The sequence below is a fragment of the Geodermatophilus amargosae genome, assembly GCF_900116515.1.
Lineage (GTDB): Bacteria > Actinomycetota > Actinomycetes > Mycobacteriales > Geodermatophilaceae > Geodermatophilus > Geodermatophilus amargosae.
Genome location: NZ_FPBA01000004.1, coordinates 319,122 through 333,351, shown reverse-complemented (window position 1 = coordinate 333,351; position 14,230 = coordinate 319,122). Strand labels below are relative to the sequence as shown.

13 protein-coding genes and 2 rRNA genes are annotated in these 14,230 nt (G+C 76.8%); 13 read left to right on the top strand and 2 right to left on the bottom strand.

Annotated features, from left to right (window positions below):
• The 4 genes from BM414_RS08765 to BM414_RS08745 all read left to right on the top strand — a co-directional run.
• Positions 1-96 (top strand): 23S ribosomal RNA (locus BM414_RS08765); the annotation flags it as partial.
• A gap of 102 nt (positions 97-198) precedes the next feature.
• Positions 199-315: ribosomal RNA gene (gene rrf, locus BM414_RS08760) — 5S ribosomal RNA — on the top strand.
• Positions 316-1,536: 1,221 nt separating this feature from the next.
• Positions 1,537-2,394: a tetratricopeptide repeat protein gene (locus tag BM414_RS08750; protein ID WP_093579027.1), complete on the top strand. Its 858-nt coding sequence runs from the start codon at positions 1,537-1,539 to the stop codon at positions 2,392-2,394.
• Between the two features lie 99 nt (positions 2,395-2,493).
• Positions 2,494-2,853 carry a single-stranded DNA-binding protein gene (locus BM414_RS08745; RefSeq protein ID WP_093579026.1) on the top strand — a complete coding sequence of 120 codons (360 nt, stop codon included), beginning with the start codon at positions 2,494-2,496 and terminating at the stop codon, positions 2,851-2,853.
• A 29-nt stretch (positions 2,854-2,882) separates the two neighbouring features.
• Here the strand turns inward: BM414_RS08745 and BM414_RS08740 are convergent, their stop codons facing one another.
• A complete protein-coding gene (locus BM414_RS08740; protein ID WP_093579080.1) occupies positions 2,883-4,205 on the bottom strand; it encodes a DUF1015 domain-containing protein in 1,323 nt (440 codons plus the stop codon).
• A gap of 102 nt (positions 4,206-4,307) precedes the next feature.
• Here BM414_RS08740 and BM414_RS08735 point away from each other — a divergent pair, with 102 nt between their 5' ends.
• The 7 genes from BM414_RS08735 to BM414_RS08705 all read left to right on the top strand — a co-directional run bounded on the left by BM414_RS08735 (position 4,308) and on the right by BM414_RS08705 (position 10,972).
• Positions 4,308-4,739 carry a tetratricopeptide repeat protein gene (locus BM414_RS08735; protein WP_245784585.1) on the top strand — a complete coding sequence of 144 codons (432 nt, stop codon included), beginning with the start codon at positions 4,308-4,310 and terminating at the stop codon, positions 4,737-4,739.
• Positions 4,736-5,860: an HAD-IIA family hydrolase gene (locus BM414_RS08730; protein ID WP_093579025.1), complete on the top strand. Its 1,125-nt coding sequence runs from the start codon at positions 4,736-4,738 to the stop codon at positions 5,858-5,860. Before BM414_RS08735 ends, BM414_RS08730 begins: the two co-directional genes overlap by 4 nt.
• Before the next feature lie 172 nt (positions 5,861-6,032).
• Complete coding sequence (locus tag BM414_RS08725) at positions 6,033-6,263, top strand: hypothetical protein (protein ID WP_093579024.1); 231 nt, start codon at positions 6,033-6,035, stop codon at positions 6,261-6,263.
• The gene (locus BM414_RS08720) at positions 6,263-7,060 is read left to right on the top strand and encodes a TlyA family RNA methyltransferase (RefSeq protein WP_093579023.1); all 798 of its coding nucleotides are present in this window, start codon (positions 6,263-6,265) and stop codon (positions 7,058-7,060) included. The genes BM414_RS08725 and BM414_RS08720 overlap by 1 nt, the downstream gene beginning before the upstream one ends.
• A 143-nt stretch (positions 7,061-7,203) precedes the next feature.
• A complete protein-coding gene (locus tag BM414_RS08715; RefSeq protein WP_093579022.1) occupies positions 7,204-8,268 on the top strand; it encodes an NAD kinase in 1,065 nt (354 codons plus the stop codon).
• The gene (gene recN / locus BM414_RS08710; RefSeq protein ID WP_245784584.1) at positions 8,243-10,108 is read left to right on the top strand and encodes a DNA repair protein RecN; all 1,866 of its coding nucleotides are present in this window, start codon (positions 8,243-8,245) and stop codon (positions 10,106-10,108) included. The genes BM414_RS08715 and recN overlap by 26 nt, the downstream gene beginning before the upstream one ends.
• A 147-nt stretch (positions 10,109-10,255) precedes the next feature.
• Complete coding sequence (locus BM414_RS08705; protein WP_093579021.1) at positions 10,256-10,972, top strand: class I SAM-dependent methyltransferase; 717 nt, start codon at positions 10,256-10,258, stop codon at positions 10,970-10,972.
• A gap of 73 nt (positions 10,973-11,045) precedes the next feature.
• Here the strand turns inward: BM414_RS08705 and BM414_RS08700 are convergent, their stop codons facing one another.
• A complete protein-coding gene (locus BM414_RS08700) occupies positions 11,046-11,837 on the bottom strand; it encodes a TetR/AcrR family transcriptional regulator (protein WP_245784583.1) in 792 nt (263 codons plus the stop codon).
• A 300-nt stretch (positions 11,838-12,137) separates the two neighbouring features.
• Here BM414_RS08700 and steA point away from each other — a divergent pair, with 300 nt between their 5' ends.
• Positions 12,138-13,274, top strand: a complete 1,137-nt coding sequence (gene steA / locus BM414_RS08695; protein ID WP_245784582.1) for a putative cytokinetic ring protein SteA — start codon at positions 12,138-12,140, stop codon at positions 13,272-13,274.
• Positions 13,271-14,224 (top strand): copper transporter, encoded by a 954-nt coding sequence (locus BM414_RS08690; RefSeq protein WP_093579019.1) that lies wholly within the window; start codon positions 13,271-13,273, stop codon positions 14,222-14,224. Before steA ends, BM414_RS08690 begins: the two co-directional genes overlap by 4 nt.
• Positions 14,225-14,230: the final 6 nt, after the last annotated feature.

The following is a 14,230-nucleotide window of genomic DNA, read 5'->3' as shown; positions in this document are numbered from 1 at the left end:
AAGGCCCCCGCCCAGACCAGCGGGTTGATAGGCCGGAAGTGGAAGCACCGCAAGGTGTGGAGCTGACCGGTACTAACAGGCCGAGGGCTTGACCACACACCTCCAGCCTGCAGGTTGGTGTCTCGCGTCCACTGTGCGGTTCTGAACGCACCAACCCCCCCGCCATTGCGGGGCCCGGGGTTGTTCCGTTCACAGTGTTACGGCGGCCATGGCGAGAGGGAAACGCCCGGACCCATTCCGAACCCGGAAGCTAAGCCTCTCAGCGCCGATGGTACTGCCCTGGAGACGGGGTGGGAGAGTAGGACGCCGCCGGACAACCATCCAGGAACGGGGGTCGGAGCCATTGGCTCCGACCCCCGTTTCTGTGTGTCCGGCACCATTCCGGCGCTCACTCGAGCGCCCACTCCCGACCGAGGTACTGGCGACGACATGACTTCTCCCCGACGTGGCTCCACCGGGCGTGGCCGCCCCGACGGTCAGGACTCCCGCGGTGGAGCACGACCGCGGCGCGACGACCGGTCCGGCGGCTACGCCGGTCGCGGCGGGAGCGCCGACCGGCGGTCCGGTGCGAGTCGTGACCCCGGATCAGGCGCCGGTGCGGGGGCCGATCGTCAGCGCGGCGAGCGGAGTGGCCGTCCCGTCGCCGGGGACCGCCGCGGCGGTGAGCGGCAGGACCGTCGTCCCGGCGCCGAGCCCTCCGGGGGCTCCTGGCAGGACCGCCGTCCGGTGGCCGGTGGTCGGTCCGAGGGCAGCTGGCGCGACCGCCGTCCGGGTGCCGACCGCGGACAGAGCACGTGGCGGGACCGGCGGCCGGGTGCCGAGCGCCCTGAGGGCCCGTCGCGGGACCGGAGCACGGGCACCGAGCGTCCAGGGGGCGCCGGGCGCGACCGCCGTCCCGCGTCCGGGGACCGGGCAGGCAATGAGCGCCGCCCCGCCTCCGGGGATCGGGCGGGCAGCGACCGGCGTCCTGCTGCCGGGGACCGGGCGGGCAGCGACCGCCGGCCGGCCGGGAACGACCGGGCCGGCGGCTGGCTCGAGCGCCGTCCCGGGGGAGACCGGACGGACGGCGCCTGGCGCGACCGCCGGCCGGCGGAGGGCGACCGTCCCGAGGGCTCGTGGCGCGAGCGTCGATCCACGGGGGACCGTCCGGGCGGTGACCACGCCGGCAGCGGGCGGGGTGCGGGTCCGCAGAGCAGCAACCGGTCCTGGCAGGAGCGCCGTCCCGGTGCCCCTGCAGGGGACCGCGACCAGCCGGGCGGTCGTCCCGGTCGTCCTCCCGCACAGCGGCCGGGCGACCGCGGCCGCAGCACGGGCCGCCCGGCAGCCGCCGGCCGTCCCGACCGTGCAGGAGCCGGCAACTGGCGCGACCGTCGCCCGGGCGACGACCGCAGGGGCCGGCCCGCGGGCCCGCCCCGCGTCGACCGCACGCCCCCTGTTCCGCCGGGTCCCGAGCTCCCGGAGTGGGCCGACGCCCGCGAGCTGGACCCGGCCGTCCGTGCCTCCCTGCGCGGGCTCGACTCCCGGAACGCCGAGACCGTGGCCCGCCACCTGGTCGTCGCCGGCAACCTGGTCGACGAGGAGCCGGAGCTGGCCCTGGCGCACGCTCGGGCGGCACGCGACCGTGCGTCCCGGATCGCCGTGGTCCGCGAGGCGGTGGGTGTTGCCGCGTACCACGCCGGGGACTACGCCGAGGCCTCCCGTGAGTTGAGGGCCTACCGCCGCATGAGCGGTGACGAGAGCTACCGCGCCGTGCTGGCCGACTGCGAGCGCGCGCAGGGCCGCCCCGAGGTGGCGCTGCGGCTCGTCCGCGAGGCACTGGCGGAGCACCCCGACCGGGCCGAGACCGTGGAGCTGCAGCTGGTCGAGGCCGGCGTGCGGCAGGACCTGGGCGAGGGGCCGGCAGCCCGCCTGGTGCTCGAGGGCGCGCTCGGCGGACGGCCCTCGCCGACCGGGGTCGACCTGACCGACGAGAGCACCCGCCGGCTGGCGTCCGCTTACGCCGACCTGCTCATCGCGACCGACGACCCGTCCGCGGCGGCCTGGCTGGACGCCGTGGCCGCCGCCTCGCCGGAGGAGGACGACATCGCGTTCGGCGAGGAGGAGCTGCCGGTCCCGGACGAGGACACGTCCCCGGACACCGCCTCGGACGAGCTCCCCACCGGGCGCGCGGCCGCGGCGGACGTCGGCGAGGTCGACCACGAGGACGCGGGCGCCGACGGGACCGACACGGACGACGCCGAGGACGACGCCGAGGACGACGCCGAGGACGACGCCGACGCCGACGCGGAGTACGAGACCGGGTTCGACCTGGCCTTCGACGAGGACGTCGAGCGGGAGGTCGCCGAGCTGCTCGGTGAGGTCGAGCCGCCCACGGAGGACGAGCCCGAGCAGTGACCCCCGACGACTGCGCGGCCGCCGTCCACACCAGGGGCGGCGGTCCACAGCAGCGCTCGCCCGGCTCCCGGGGCGCCGTCGCTCGGTGAGGCTGCCGTCATGAGCGTGGCAGTGATCGACCGGAACGACGTGGTGCTCCGGGGCCGGGTCTCGGCCCCCGCGGAGCTGAGGTCCCTCCCGAGCGGGGACACCCTGGTGACCTTCCGCCTGGTGGTGCGCCGGCCCGAGCCCAGGGCGCGGGGCCGGTCGGTGGACGTGCTGACCTGCATCACCTACGACCGTGCCCTCCAGCGACGGATCGCGGCCTGGGAGCCCGGGGACGTCGTCGAGGTCGAGGGGGCGCTGCAGCGGCGGTTCTGGCGGACCCCCGGCGGGACGGCGTCGGTGTGCGAGATCAACTGCCGGCGTGGCCGCAAGGTGCCGCGCACCGGCGCCGGGGGGACGGTGAAGACGGCGTGACCGGCGGCGGACCGGGCGTGCGGGGCGGCTCAGCCCGCGTGCGGGCGGAGGACCAGCCCGGTCCGCGGTTTGGGGACGAACAGCGTCGACTTGCGGGGCATCCGGGCACCGGCCCGTGCGACCGCGGCGACGTCGGTGGGGGAGGGCGCCCGCAGCAGCAGGGTCACCCCGTTGCGCCGGGCGGCCAGGCCCAGGGCCTCGGGGACGTCGTGGGCGACGAGGACCGACGCCGGGTCGTCCGGCCGGCGCCACAGGTGCCCGATCAGGCCGGTGGTGGCCAGGACGACGTCCAGGCCGCGCCAGGCGGAGGGGGCCTCGGCCGGCACGGTCGCCCGGACCTCGGCCGACGGCTCCGACAGGCGCACGAGCCGGTGGCCGTCGCTGAGCAGGAAGAGTGCCTCCCGGCCGGCCTGCACGGAGCGGACGGCATCGGCGAGCGCGTCCGGGTCGGGACCGGCGGGGACCTCGGTGACGGTGAACCCACGGGCGGCGGACGCCGTGGCCGCCTCGAGGGAGAGGTCGGGCACCACCCGGTGGATCGCCTCGACCCGCAGCCCGCCGGAGCCCATGGGCGTGAGCAGCGCCAGCACCCGGCAGTCACCGTCGGGGTGGGTGCGGTGCAGTGCCCGCGCCGCGGCGAAGCGGTGGTGGCCGTCGGCGATGACCGCTCCGGTGCGGGCCAGGGCCTCGGGCAGGCGGCCGAGGACGTCCTCGTCGGCGATCCGCCAGAGGCGGTGGCGGACACCGTCGGTGTCGGTGAGCTCCATGGTGGCCGGGCCGGCCGATGCGGCGCGGGTCAAGGCGGCGACCTCCGGCTCCGGGTCGTGGGCGAGGACGATCGGCTCGAGGTCGGTGGCCGTGGCCTGCAGCAGCGCCCGCCGGCCCTCAACGGCCGCCGGGAAGGTGTCCTCGTGCGGCAGCACCGCCCGCCCGCCCGCGGCCGCCACGGCGACGGCGCCGAGCCACCCGACGGTGGCGGCTCCCTCGGCGGGCTGCATCTCGTACAGCCACAGGGCCGGGGCGCCGTCGCGGACGAGCACGCCGGCGTCCTCCCACCCGCGCAGCGTGCGCGCCGCACGGGCCGCGGTGTCCTCGCCGGCACCGACGGGGAGCCCAGCGGAGCCGGCGGTGCCCGGTCCGGACGTGCCGCCCGGCAGGATGAGGCGGACGATGTTGTGCGGATCGGCGGCGGCCAAGCGCTCACGGCCGTCCGGCGTCACCAGGTCGTAGGCTGGCGAGCTCACACGAGCCAGGTGACCGGGGTCGTGCCGCTGGTAGGTCAGCGCCCGGAAGGGCCGGACGTCCAGTCCCGTCGCGGTGAGGGGCGGGGTGTCCGCCGACGACGAGTGCACGACGGGATCGTAGGAGCCGCCGGCCGGGGGCTGCCGCGGCGGCCGGGTCCCGGGTGCCCGCCCGAGGGCGAGCACGGGATCCACACGAGCGGGAGGACGGCGGTGTCGACAGCAGGCTCACCCGAGGACGACCTGCCCGGGGAGGGGATCCCGGAGGGCGGGGTCTACGAGTGGTACCGGCGCGGACTGGACCTGCTGGCCAGCGGGGACCCCGCGGCCGCGGCGACCCTGCTGGCCCGGGCGGCGGAGGCCGAGCCGGGATCGCGCAGCGTCCTCGAGGCCCTCGCGCGCGCCCAGTACGACGCCGGGCGGTACCACGACGCCGTCGACAGCTTCGCCCGGCTCGCCGCGGTGAACCCCACCGACGACTACGCGCAGTTCGGCCTGGGCCTGGCCGCCAGCCGGGCCGGCGACCTCGGCCTGGCCGCCGAGCACCTCGCCCTGGCGGTGGCGATGCGCCCGGACTTGGCCCACTACGCCCGCGCGCTGAGGGGCGTCCGGGCCCGGCGGGCGTCGGGCCGGGGGCCCGCGTGACCGGCCCGGCCACGGCCGGCGACGGCACAGGCGCGGCCGGCGACGGCACGGCACGGCGGCCGGGCCTCGCGGCAGGGAGCGCCCGGCCGCCGGCCGAGGTCCACGACGTCGCGCTGCTCGACCTCGACGGCGTGGTCTACGTCGGTCCGGACGCGGTGCCCGGCGTCCCGGAGTCGCTCGCCGCGGCCCGGGAGCGCGGCATGCGGCTGGGCTTCGTCACCAACAACGCCGCCCGCCCGCCGGAAGAGGTGGCCGGGCACCTGACCGAGCTCGGCGTCCCGGCCACCCCCGACGAGATCATCACCAGCTCGCAGGCGGCCGCCTCGGTCGTCGCCGCGGTGCTCGGGGCGGGCGCGCGGGTGCTTCCCGTGGGGGGGCCCGGCGTCGCGGCGGCGCTGTGGGCGGCCGGCCTGACCGTGGTCGGGACGGCCGAGGACGACCCCGCCGCGGTGGTGCAGGGCTACGGCCGGGAGGTCGGCTACGCGCAGCTGGCCGAGGCCGTCGTCGCCGTCCGCAACGGCGCCCGGCACGTGGCCACCAACACCGACGCGACGATCCCCTCGCCGCGCGGCCCGCTCCCGGGCAACGGGGCGATGGTCCGCGTCGTCCGCGAGGTCACCGGCCGCGAGCCGCTGGTCACCGGCAAGCCGGACCCGGCGATGCACGCCGAGTGCGTCCGCCGGACGGGAGCCGAGCGCCCCCTGGTGGTCGGCGACCGGCTGGACACCGACATCGAGGGCGCCCACCGGTCCGGTGCCGCGAGCCTGCTGGTGTTCAGCGGGGTCACCGACCCGGCCCTGCTGCTGGCCGCCGGCCCGTTGCACCGGCCCGACCTGATCTCCGCAGACGCCGGCGGGCTGCTGGTGCCGCACCCACCGGTCACGGGCGGAGACGGGGAGGCCTGGCGCTGCGGACGCTGGGTGGTCACCGCCCGGGACGGCGGGCCGCTCGAGCTGCGGACCACCGGGGACGACAGGGACACCGGCGACGGTCTCGACGGGCTGCGTGCCCTGTGCCTGGCCGCCTGGGAGCGCGCTCCCGAGGGCGCACCGGCGCAGCTGCAGGCCGCCGACAGCGAGGCGCGCCGGGCGCTTGCCGAGTGGAGTCTGGCGGCCCGGTGAGGGCACCGGGCACCGGCTGCCCAGGCGGCCGCCGGGGCCGTCCGCGGTCCCTCGGTTCGGCCCTCGCCGTCGTCACCGGCCGGTACCCTCGCGAGCCGAGGGAGCAGCAGCCCGCAGCCCCGTACCCGCCGTCCGGCGGCCGTGTCCCGCACCCGTCCGAGAGGCCAGCGCCATGACCGAGCCGAGCCGGCCGCACCCGGTCCCGGGCCCGCCGCGGCCCGGTCCCGGCGGCGTCGCGGCGGGCCCGGCGCGGCCGGCCGTCCCCGTCGGCGATCCGGCTCCCGGCCAGGTCGTGGAGCGGTTCGCCGACCTCGCCCAGCGCCCGGTCGGCGAGCACGTCGCCGTCTTCGAGGCCGAGCACGACCGCCTCACGCGCGAGCTCGGCACGATCGACCAGCTCTGATGCCGCGCCGCAGCCGACTCGACGCCGAGCTGGTCCGCCGGGGCCTGGCCCGTTCCCGCGAGCACGCCGTCGAACTGATCAGCGAGGGGCGGGTCGCCGTCGCGGGGCGCGCGGCCACCAAGCCGGCCACCGGCGTCGAGGCCGGCACGCCGGTCGTGGTGCGCACCGACCCCGACGAGCACCGCTGGGTCTCGCGCGGCGCGCACAAGCTGCTCGGTGCCCTGGACGCCTTCTCCGTCCCCGTCGAGGGACGTCGCGCCCTGGACGCCGGTGCGTCGACCGGGGGCTTCACCGAGGTGCTCCTGACCCGCGGCGCGCGGGAGGTGGTCGCCGTCGACGTCGGCTACGGCGAGCTGGCGTGGTCGCTGCGCACCGACGAGCGCGTGCGGGTGCTGGAGCGCACCAACGTCCGCACCCTGACGCCGGAGCAGATCGGGGGCCCGGCTGACCTCGTGGTCGCCGACCTGTCGTTCATCTCGCTGCGGCTGGTGCTCCCGGCGCTGACCGCCTGCGCCACCGGGGGAGCCGACCTGCTCCCGATGGTGAAGCCGCAGTTCGAGGTCGGCCGCGACCGGCTGGGCTCCGGCGGCGTCGTCCGCGACCCCGCGGCCCGCGCGGGCGCCGTCCTCGAGGTCGCCACGGCCGCGGCCGACCTCGGCTGGGGCACCGCCGGTGTCGTCGCCAGCCCGCTGCCCGGTCCGGCCGGCAACGTCGAGTTCTTCCTGTGGCTGCGCCGCGACGCCGGCCCTCCGGACGAGGCGGACGTGCGTCGCGCCGTCGAGGAGGGGCCGCAGTGAACGGGCAGGCCCGGGGGACCGGCCGGGCACGGACGCCCGCGCCGGGGGACGCTGGGGACGAGGGGCGCCGGGGACGAGGGCCGGGAGATCACGACCAGGACCACCAGGGGCAGGACCAGCGCACCGCAGAGCGAGGAGGACCGATGAGCGAGGCCGGCCAGGGCGGTTGGCGTCCCGGAGGCGGTCGGCACGTGCTGCTCGCCGTGCACACCGGGCGGCAGGACATCACCGAGCTGGCCCGCAGCTCGGCCGCGCGGCTGGCGCGCGCCGGCATCACCGTGCGCGTGCTCGACGACGAGGCCGAGGCGCTCGGGATCGAGGGCGCCGAGGTGGTCCCCGCCGACGCCGAGGCCGCGCGCGGCGCCGAGATCGTCATGGTCTTCGGCGGTGACGGCACCTTCCTGCGCGCCGCCGAGCTGGCCCGCTACAGCCACGCCGCGCTCATGGGCGTCAACCTGGGCCGCGTCGGCTTCCTCGCCGAGACCGAGCCCGAGGCGGTCGAGGAGACGCTGACGGCCATCGAGCAGTGCGCCTACTCGGTAGAGAAGCGGTTGGCCATCGAGGTCGACGTGCTCGACGCCGCGGGCAACGTCGTCGGCGGGACGTGGGCGCTCAACGAGGTGTCGGTGGAGAAGGCGCAGCGCTCGCGGGTGCTCGACGTCGTCATCTCCATCGACAGCCGGCCGCTGACCAGCTTCGGCTGCGACGGCGTCCTGTTCGCCACGCCGACCGGGTCGACCGCCTACGCCTTCTCCGCCGGCGGCCCGGTGGTGTGGCCCGACGTGGAGGCGCTGCTGCTGGTCCCCACCAACGCGCACGCCCTGTTCGCCCGGCCCCTGGTCACCTCGCCGGACGCGGTGCTGTCGGTGGCCATCCCGCCCGACGGCAACCGCGCCCGCGTCTCGGCCGACGGCCGGCGCGCCCTCGACGTCCCCGACGGCGGCCGGGTCGACGTCCGGCGCGCCGCCCGCCCGGTGCGCATCGCCCGGGTGCACCCGGCCACCTTCGGCGACCGGCTCGTCGCCAAGTTCGGACTGCCGGTGCGCGGCTTCCGCGACGCCCGCCGGCACGACCCCGGCCACGAGTTGCCGCCCTCGCGCAACGTGCTCGCCCGCGACGTGGTGTCGCTGTCCAGCGGCACCGACAGCGGCAGCGACGGCGCGGCCCGGGAGGAGGTGCGCGGTGGCACCGCGGACCCCGACGCGTGAGCGCGCCGGCCGGGCCCGCGCCACGCCGGCCGCCGCACCGGCCGACGCGACGCCCGAGGTAGCCGAGGGCACCCGCGAGCCGGACCGGGCCGCAGCCCGCAACGGCCGGGGCCGGCTGACCGAGCTGCGCATCCGCGGTCTGGGCGCCATCGACGATGTGACCCTCGAGCTCGGCCGCGGCCTCACCGTGGTCACCGGCGAGACCGGCGCCGGCAAGACGATGGTCGTGACCGGCCTGACGCTGCTCTTCGGCGGCCGCGCCGACCCCGGCCGGGTGCGCGCCACCGGCCGCGCCGGCGTCGAGGGCCGCCTCGAGCTGCCGCCGGACTCCCCGGTGTGGACGCGTGCCGCCGACGCCGGCGCCGAGCCCGACGACGACGGCAGCCTCATCCTGGCGCGCACCGTCAGCGCCGAGGGCCGCTCGCGGGCGCACCTGGGCGGGCGCAGTGTGCCGGTGGGCGTCGTCGCCGAGCTGTCCGAGGGGCTGCTGGCCGTGCACGGGCAGAGCGACCAGCTGCGGCTGTCCCGCCCGGCCGAGCAGCGCTCCGCTCTCGACCGCTACGCCGGCGCCGCGCACCTGCAGCTGCTGGAGACCTACCGCGCCGCGTACGCCCGCTGGCGTGAGCTGGCCGCCGACCTCGACCGCCGCCGCGGCCAGGCCCGCGAGCTGGCCCAGGCCGCCGAGGTGCTGCGGCGCGGCCTGGAGGAGATCGAGGCGCTGGCGCCCGAGCCCGGCGAGGACGAGGCGCTCGACGCGCAGGCCAAGCGGCTCGGCGACGCCGACGCGCTGCGCGCCGCCGTCGACGAGGCCCGGATGGCGCTGGTCGGCGACGTCACCGGCGACCTCGGCGCCGAGGGGCTGCCGCAGGACGCCACCGCCGCGCTGGCCACCGCCGAGCGCGCGCTGGCCGGCACCGACGACCCCGCGCTGGTGCTGCTGGCCCGCGAACTCGCCGACGCCGTCGCCGTGGTGTCCGACGTCAGCGTGCAGCTGGCCGGCTACGTCGCCGACCTCGACGCCGACCCGGCCCGCCTCGCCGAGGTGCTCGACCGGCGCGCGGCGATCACCGCGCTGGTCCGCAAGTACGCCGACCCGGGGGAGGGGCTGGCCGGCGTCCTGGCGTGGGCCGAGGACGCGCGCGGCAAGCTGTCCGCGCTCGACGTCTCCGACGAGGCGCTCGAGGCGCTGGCGGCCGCCCGCGACACCGCCCGCGCCGAGGTCGACGACCTCGCCGCCCGGATCTCGGCCGCCCGCCGCGCGGCCGCCGACGGCTTCGCCGCCGAGGTGGGCGCGGAGCTCGCCGGCCTGGCGATGAAGAGCGCGCGGGTGTCCTTCTCGATCGACAGCCACCCCGACCAGCCGGGGCCGGACGGGATCGACGAGGTCGCACTGCTCATGGCCGCCCATCCCGGCGCGCCGCCGCGGCCGGTGCACCGCGGCGCCTCCGGCGGTGAGCTGTCCCGGGTGATGCTGGCGATCGAGGTGGTCTTCGCCGGCGCGGACCCGGTGCCGGTGATGGTCTTCGACGAGGTCGACGCCGGTGTCGGCGGGCAGGCCGCAGGGGAGATCGGGCGGCGGCTGGCCCGGCTCGCCCGCGACCACCAGGTCGTCGTCGTCACCCACCTCGCACAGGTGGCCGCGTTCGCCGACACCCATCTCGTGGTGGACAAGTCACCGGACACCGCGGCCGGCGTCACCGCCACCGACATCCGCGCCGTCGACGGCGAGGACCGGGTGCGGGAGCTCGCCCGCATGCTGTCGGGCCTCATGGACAGCGACACCGGGCAGGCGCACGCGCGCGAACTGCTCGCTGTGGCGGCCGCGGCGCGGGAGGGGTGAGCGAGCCGACCGATGGCACACGACCGGGTGGCGGTACACAGGAGTGTCGATCGCGTTACGGGGGTAGGTCGGTCCCGTGCGCGACGATGCCCCCGCCCCGACCGTCCCCGACCCGGCACCCGCCGTCCGGCTGTCCGGGGGAGCCCGGTGAGCTGCTTCAGCTCCGCCGACGAGTCGGCGCACTACGGGTTCTCCGTCTGCATGCTGCTGCAGCAGTACCGCGAGCAGCTGGGCTGGCAGGACGCCCCTGTGGTCGAGCTGGGGACCGGTGACGCCTCGGCGATCGCCGACGTGGTGGCCGGCCTGCCCGGGCTGCGCGTCCGCAGCTACGACATCAGCGCCGACTCGGTGGAGTCGGCGCAGGCCAACATCGCCGCCCGCGGGGTCGCCGACCGCTACACCGTCGAGCTCGGCGACTTCTTCGACCAGGCCGACGCCGCGGGCGGGGAGCCGGTGACCACGGCGATCTCCAACCCGCCCTACATCCCCGCGCCCGACCGGCACATCCTCATGCCCGAACTCTGGGGCGGCGAGCGCGGCAACGACCTCACGCTGCAGCTGCTCAAGGCCGGCTACGAGCACGTGATCACCGCGGTCGCCAGCTACGCCGACCCGGTCACCACCGTCAGCACCGCCGCCGACCTCGGCTACCGGGTGGTCAACTTCCTCGCCATGGGCCTGGACTACGGGCCCTACAGCAGCGAGCCGAAGGTCCGGGAGCAGATCCGGCAGATCGTCGCCGAGGGCCGCGGCTGGGCCGGCGACGACGAGTACATGGTCGCCGTCGCGCTGTTCACCCGGGACCCCGACATCTCCGGCGACCGCGCCGACCAGCTGCTCCGGGCCCTGCAGCTCCCCGCCTGAGCGACCGGGAACGGCCCTGCTGCAGGGTCCCGCGCCGGGCGGAGCGAGGTGTGGGGGGCAGCGGGGCTCTCCGTCAGCGACGCTTGGCGTACCCCGCCAGCCCGAACTGCAGCAGCGACAGGCCGCGCCGGCCGGCGGCCCGCAGCTCGTCGGCGAGGGCGGGCCCGGTGACGCCGGCCAGCACCCGGTCGCGGGCGAGCTCCAGCAGCCGGCCGTAGAGCGCGGTGACCGCCGCGGCGGTCAGGTCGGGCTCCACCGCACCGTCCCCGGCGCCGGTCTCCTCGCGGATCTGCGCCGCCAGCGCGGCGGTGATCTCGCCGAGGATCTCCCGCTCCCGGGCCTGCAGCGTGCGCGAGCCGCGCACCACCCGGGCCATCTCGGCCACCCCCTCGGCGGCCTCGGGCGACCCCAGCATCGTCATCGCGCGGACGAGGAAGGTGCCGGCCGCCGCGGCCACCGACTCCCCGGCGGGCCGGGTGGCGACGGCGTGCAGCAGCGCCGACCGCATCGGCGGATCGGCGGAGAGGACCAGCCCCTCCTTGACAGGGAAGTGGTTGAACACCGTCTTCTCCACCACGCCCGCCCGCTGCGCGATCTCCACGACGCTGACCGCGTCGAAGCCCCGCTCGGCGAACAGCTCGGCGGCGGCGTCGACGATGCGGTCACGCGTCTCCAGCCGCCGGCGCTCGCGGACGCCCGAGCCGCGCCGCTCCCGGCGACGGCCCTGCCGGTTCCCCTCGGCCGGCCGGCCGGGGTCGGCCGCGGCAGCCGACGGCGCTGCGGCCGGCGCCCCGGGCACCGCACGGATCACCGGAGCAGGCAGCGGTCCGGGCATCGGCGTGGGCGTGGGCGTGGGCGTGGGCATCGCCTCGGGCATCACCTCGGGGCCTTCGTCCGCGGCCCCGGGACGGGTCGCCGGGACGATGGCAGCAGGAGCCCCACGAGTCACATCGACGAACGCTAGACAGCGGAGCTGGGGACTGCGGCGGTGCTGGTGGGGCGCACGCGCCGGGCGTGTCGCGTTTCCCGTGGTGTCGGACACCCTGCGTGACCAGGTCGTCGCCGGAGCGCGTCGGTGGGCGGGCCCGGAGGGCCTGCGTGGGATTATGGCCGAATGCGCATCGGCACCCTGCGACGGAGCCGGGCCCAGGAGGCGGCACCGGGGGTGAGCGGCACCGTCCGGCTGGACCGTCGCACGAAGAACCTCACCAAGCGCCTGCGGCCCGGCGACGTCGCCGTCATCGACCACGTCGACATCGACCGCGTGAGCGCCGACTCGCTGGTCGCCGCGAAGGTCGGCGCCGTGGTGAACGCCGCGCCCAGCATCTCCGGCCGCTATCCCAACCTCGGCCCCGAGATCCTCACCGCCGCCGGCATCCCGCTGGTCGACGGCGTGGGCAAGGACGTGTTCGCGTCGCTCAAGGAGGGCGCGCAGGTCCGCGTCGAGGGCAACACGCTGTTCGGTCCCGACGGCTCCGCCGTCGCGCAGGGCACCGAGCAGACCCCCGACACCGTCGCCGCCGCGATGGCCGAGGCCAAGGCCGGGCTGTCCACGCAGTTGGAGGCCTTCGCCACCAACACGATGGAGTACATGAAGCGCGAGCGCGCGCTGCTGCTCGACGGCGTCGGCGTGCCGGACGTGAAGACGGCGATCGAGGGCCGCCACGTGCTCGTCGTCGTCCGCGGGTACGACTACAAGGAGGACCTGCAGGCGCTGCGGTCCTACATCCGCGACTACCGGCCGGTCCTCATCGGCGTCGACGGCGGCGCGGACGCGCTCATCGAGGCCGGCTACCAGCCGGACATGATCATCGGCGACATGGACTCGGTCAGCGACCACGTCCTGCGGAGCGGCGCCGAGGTCGTCGTGCACGCCTACGTCGACGGCCGCGCCCCCGGTCTCCAGCGGGTGCAGGACCTCGGCGTGGAGGCGATCACCTTCCCGGCGGCGGCCACCAGCGAGGACATCGCGATGCTGCTGGCCGACGAGAAGGGCGCCAAGCTCATCGTCGCCGTCGGCACGCACGCCACGCTCGTGGAGTTCCTCGACAAGGGCCGCGGCGGCATGGCCTCGACCTTCCTCACCCGCCTGCGGCTGGGCGGCAAGCTGGTCGACGCCAAGGGCGTGAGCCGGCTCTACCGCAGCCGCATCTCGACCGCCGCGCTCGTCGTGCTGGTGCTCGCGGCGCTGGTCGCCATCGTCGCCGCCGTGGCCGTCACCACCGCCGGGCGGATCTACCTCGACCTGCTGGTCGACCAGTGGGACAGCTTCGTGTTCTGGTTGGAGAACCTCGTCTCGTGATCGACTTCCGCTACCACCTGGTCTCCCTGATCGCGGTCTTCCTCGCGATCGCCCTGGGGCTGGTGATCGGCGCGACCCAGCTGTCGGGACCGCTGCTGGACAACCTGCAGGGGCAGGTCACAGCGCTCCAGGACGACAAGCGCGAGCTCGAGGACACCACCCAGACCCTGCAGGCGCAGGTCGACACCGACCAGGCCTTCGAGTCCGCCGTCGCCCCCGCCCTGGTGCAGGGTGCCCTGGCCGGCCGCAGCCTGCTGCTGGTGCTGGCCTCCGAGGACGTCACCACCGACATCGTCGAGGAGGTGACGGCGCTGGTCACCGAGGCCGGCGGCACGGTCAACGGGCAGATCTCCCTGGCGCCGGAGTACAGCGATCCGGCCAGCGAGCCCGGCCTGCAGAGCTACGTCACCGGCCCCGGCCGCCCCGCCGGCGTCGAGCTGCCCGAGACCGACGACACCGGCCAGCTGGTCGGTGCCCTGCTCGCCCAGGTGCTCATGGTGCCGGCGGGGGAGGGCGCACCGGCCCCCGACACCGCGGCCGTCTCCACCGTCCTGGCCGGGCTCCAGGCCCTCGACGTGCTGACCCAGGACTCCGCGGCGGTGACGCCGGCCGACTTCGCCGTCGTGCTCACCTCCGGCGCGCTGTCGGGCGACGACGCCGCCGACCGCAACGGCGCGCTGCTGGACCTGGCCACCGCCCTGGACGCCGCGGGATCGGGCGTCGTGGTGGCCGGCGACCCCGACTCCGCCGGTGAGAACGGCCTGGTCGGCGCGGTCCGTGCCGACCCGGAGGTCGCCACCGCCGTCTCCACCGTCGACAACGTGACCAGCCCGTCGGGTCAGATCAGCACCGTGCTGGCGCTGGGCAGCGAGCGCGAGGGCACCTCCGGCGCGTACGGCACCGGAGAGGACACCCAGCCGGTCCCGCCGGTGCCGGCCACCACCCCGTGACCGCGG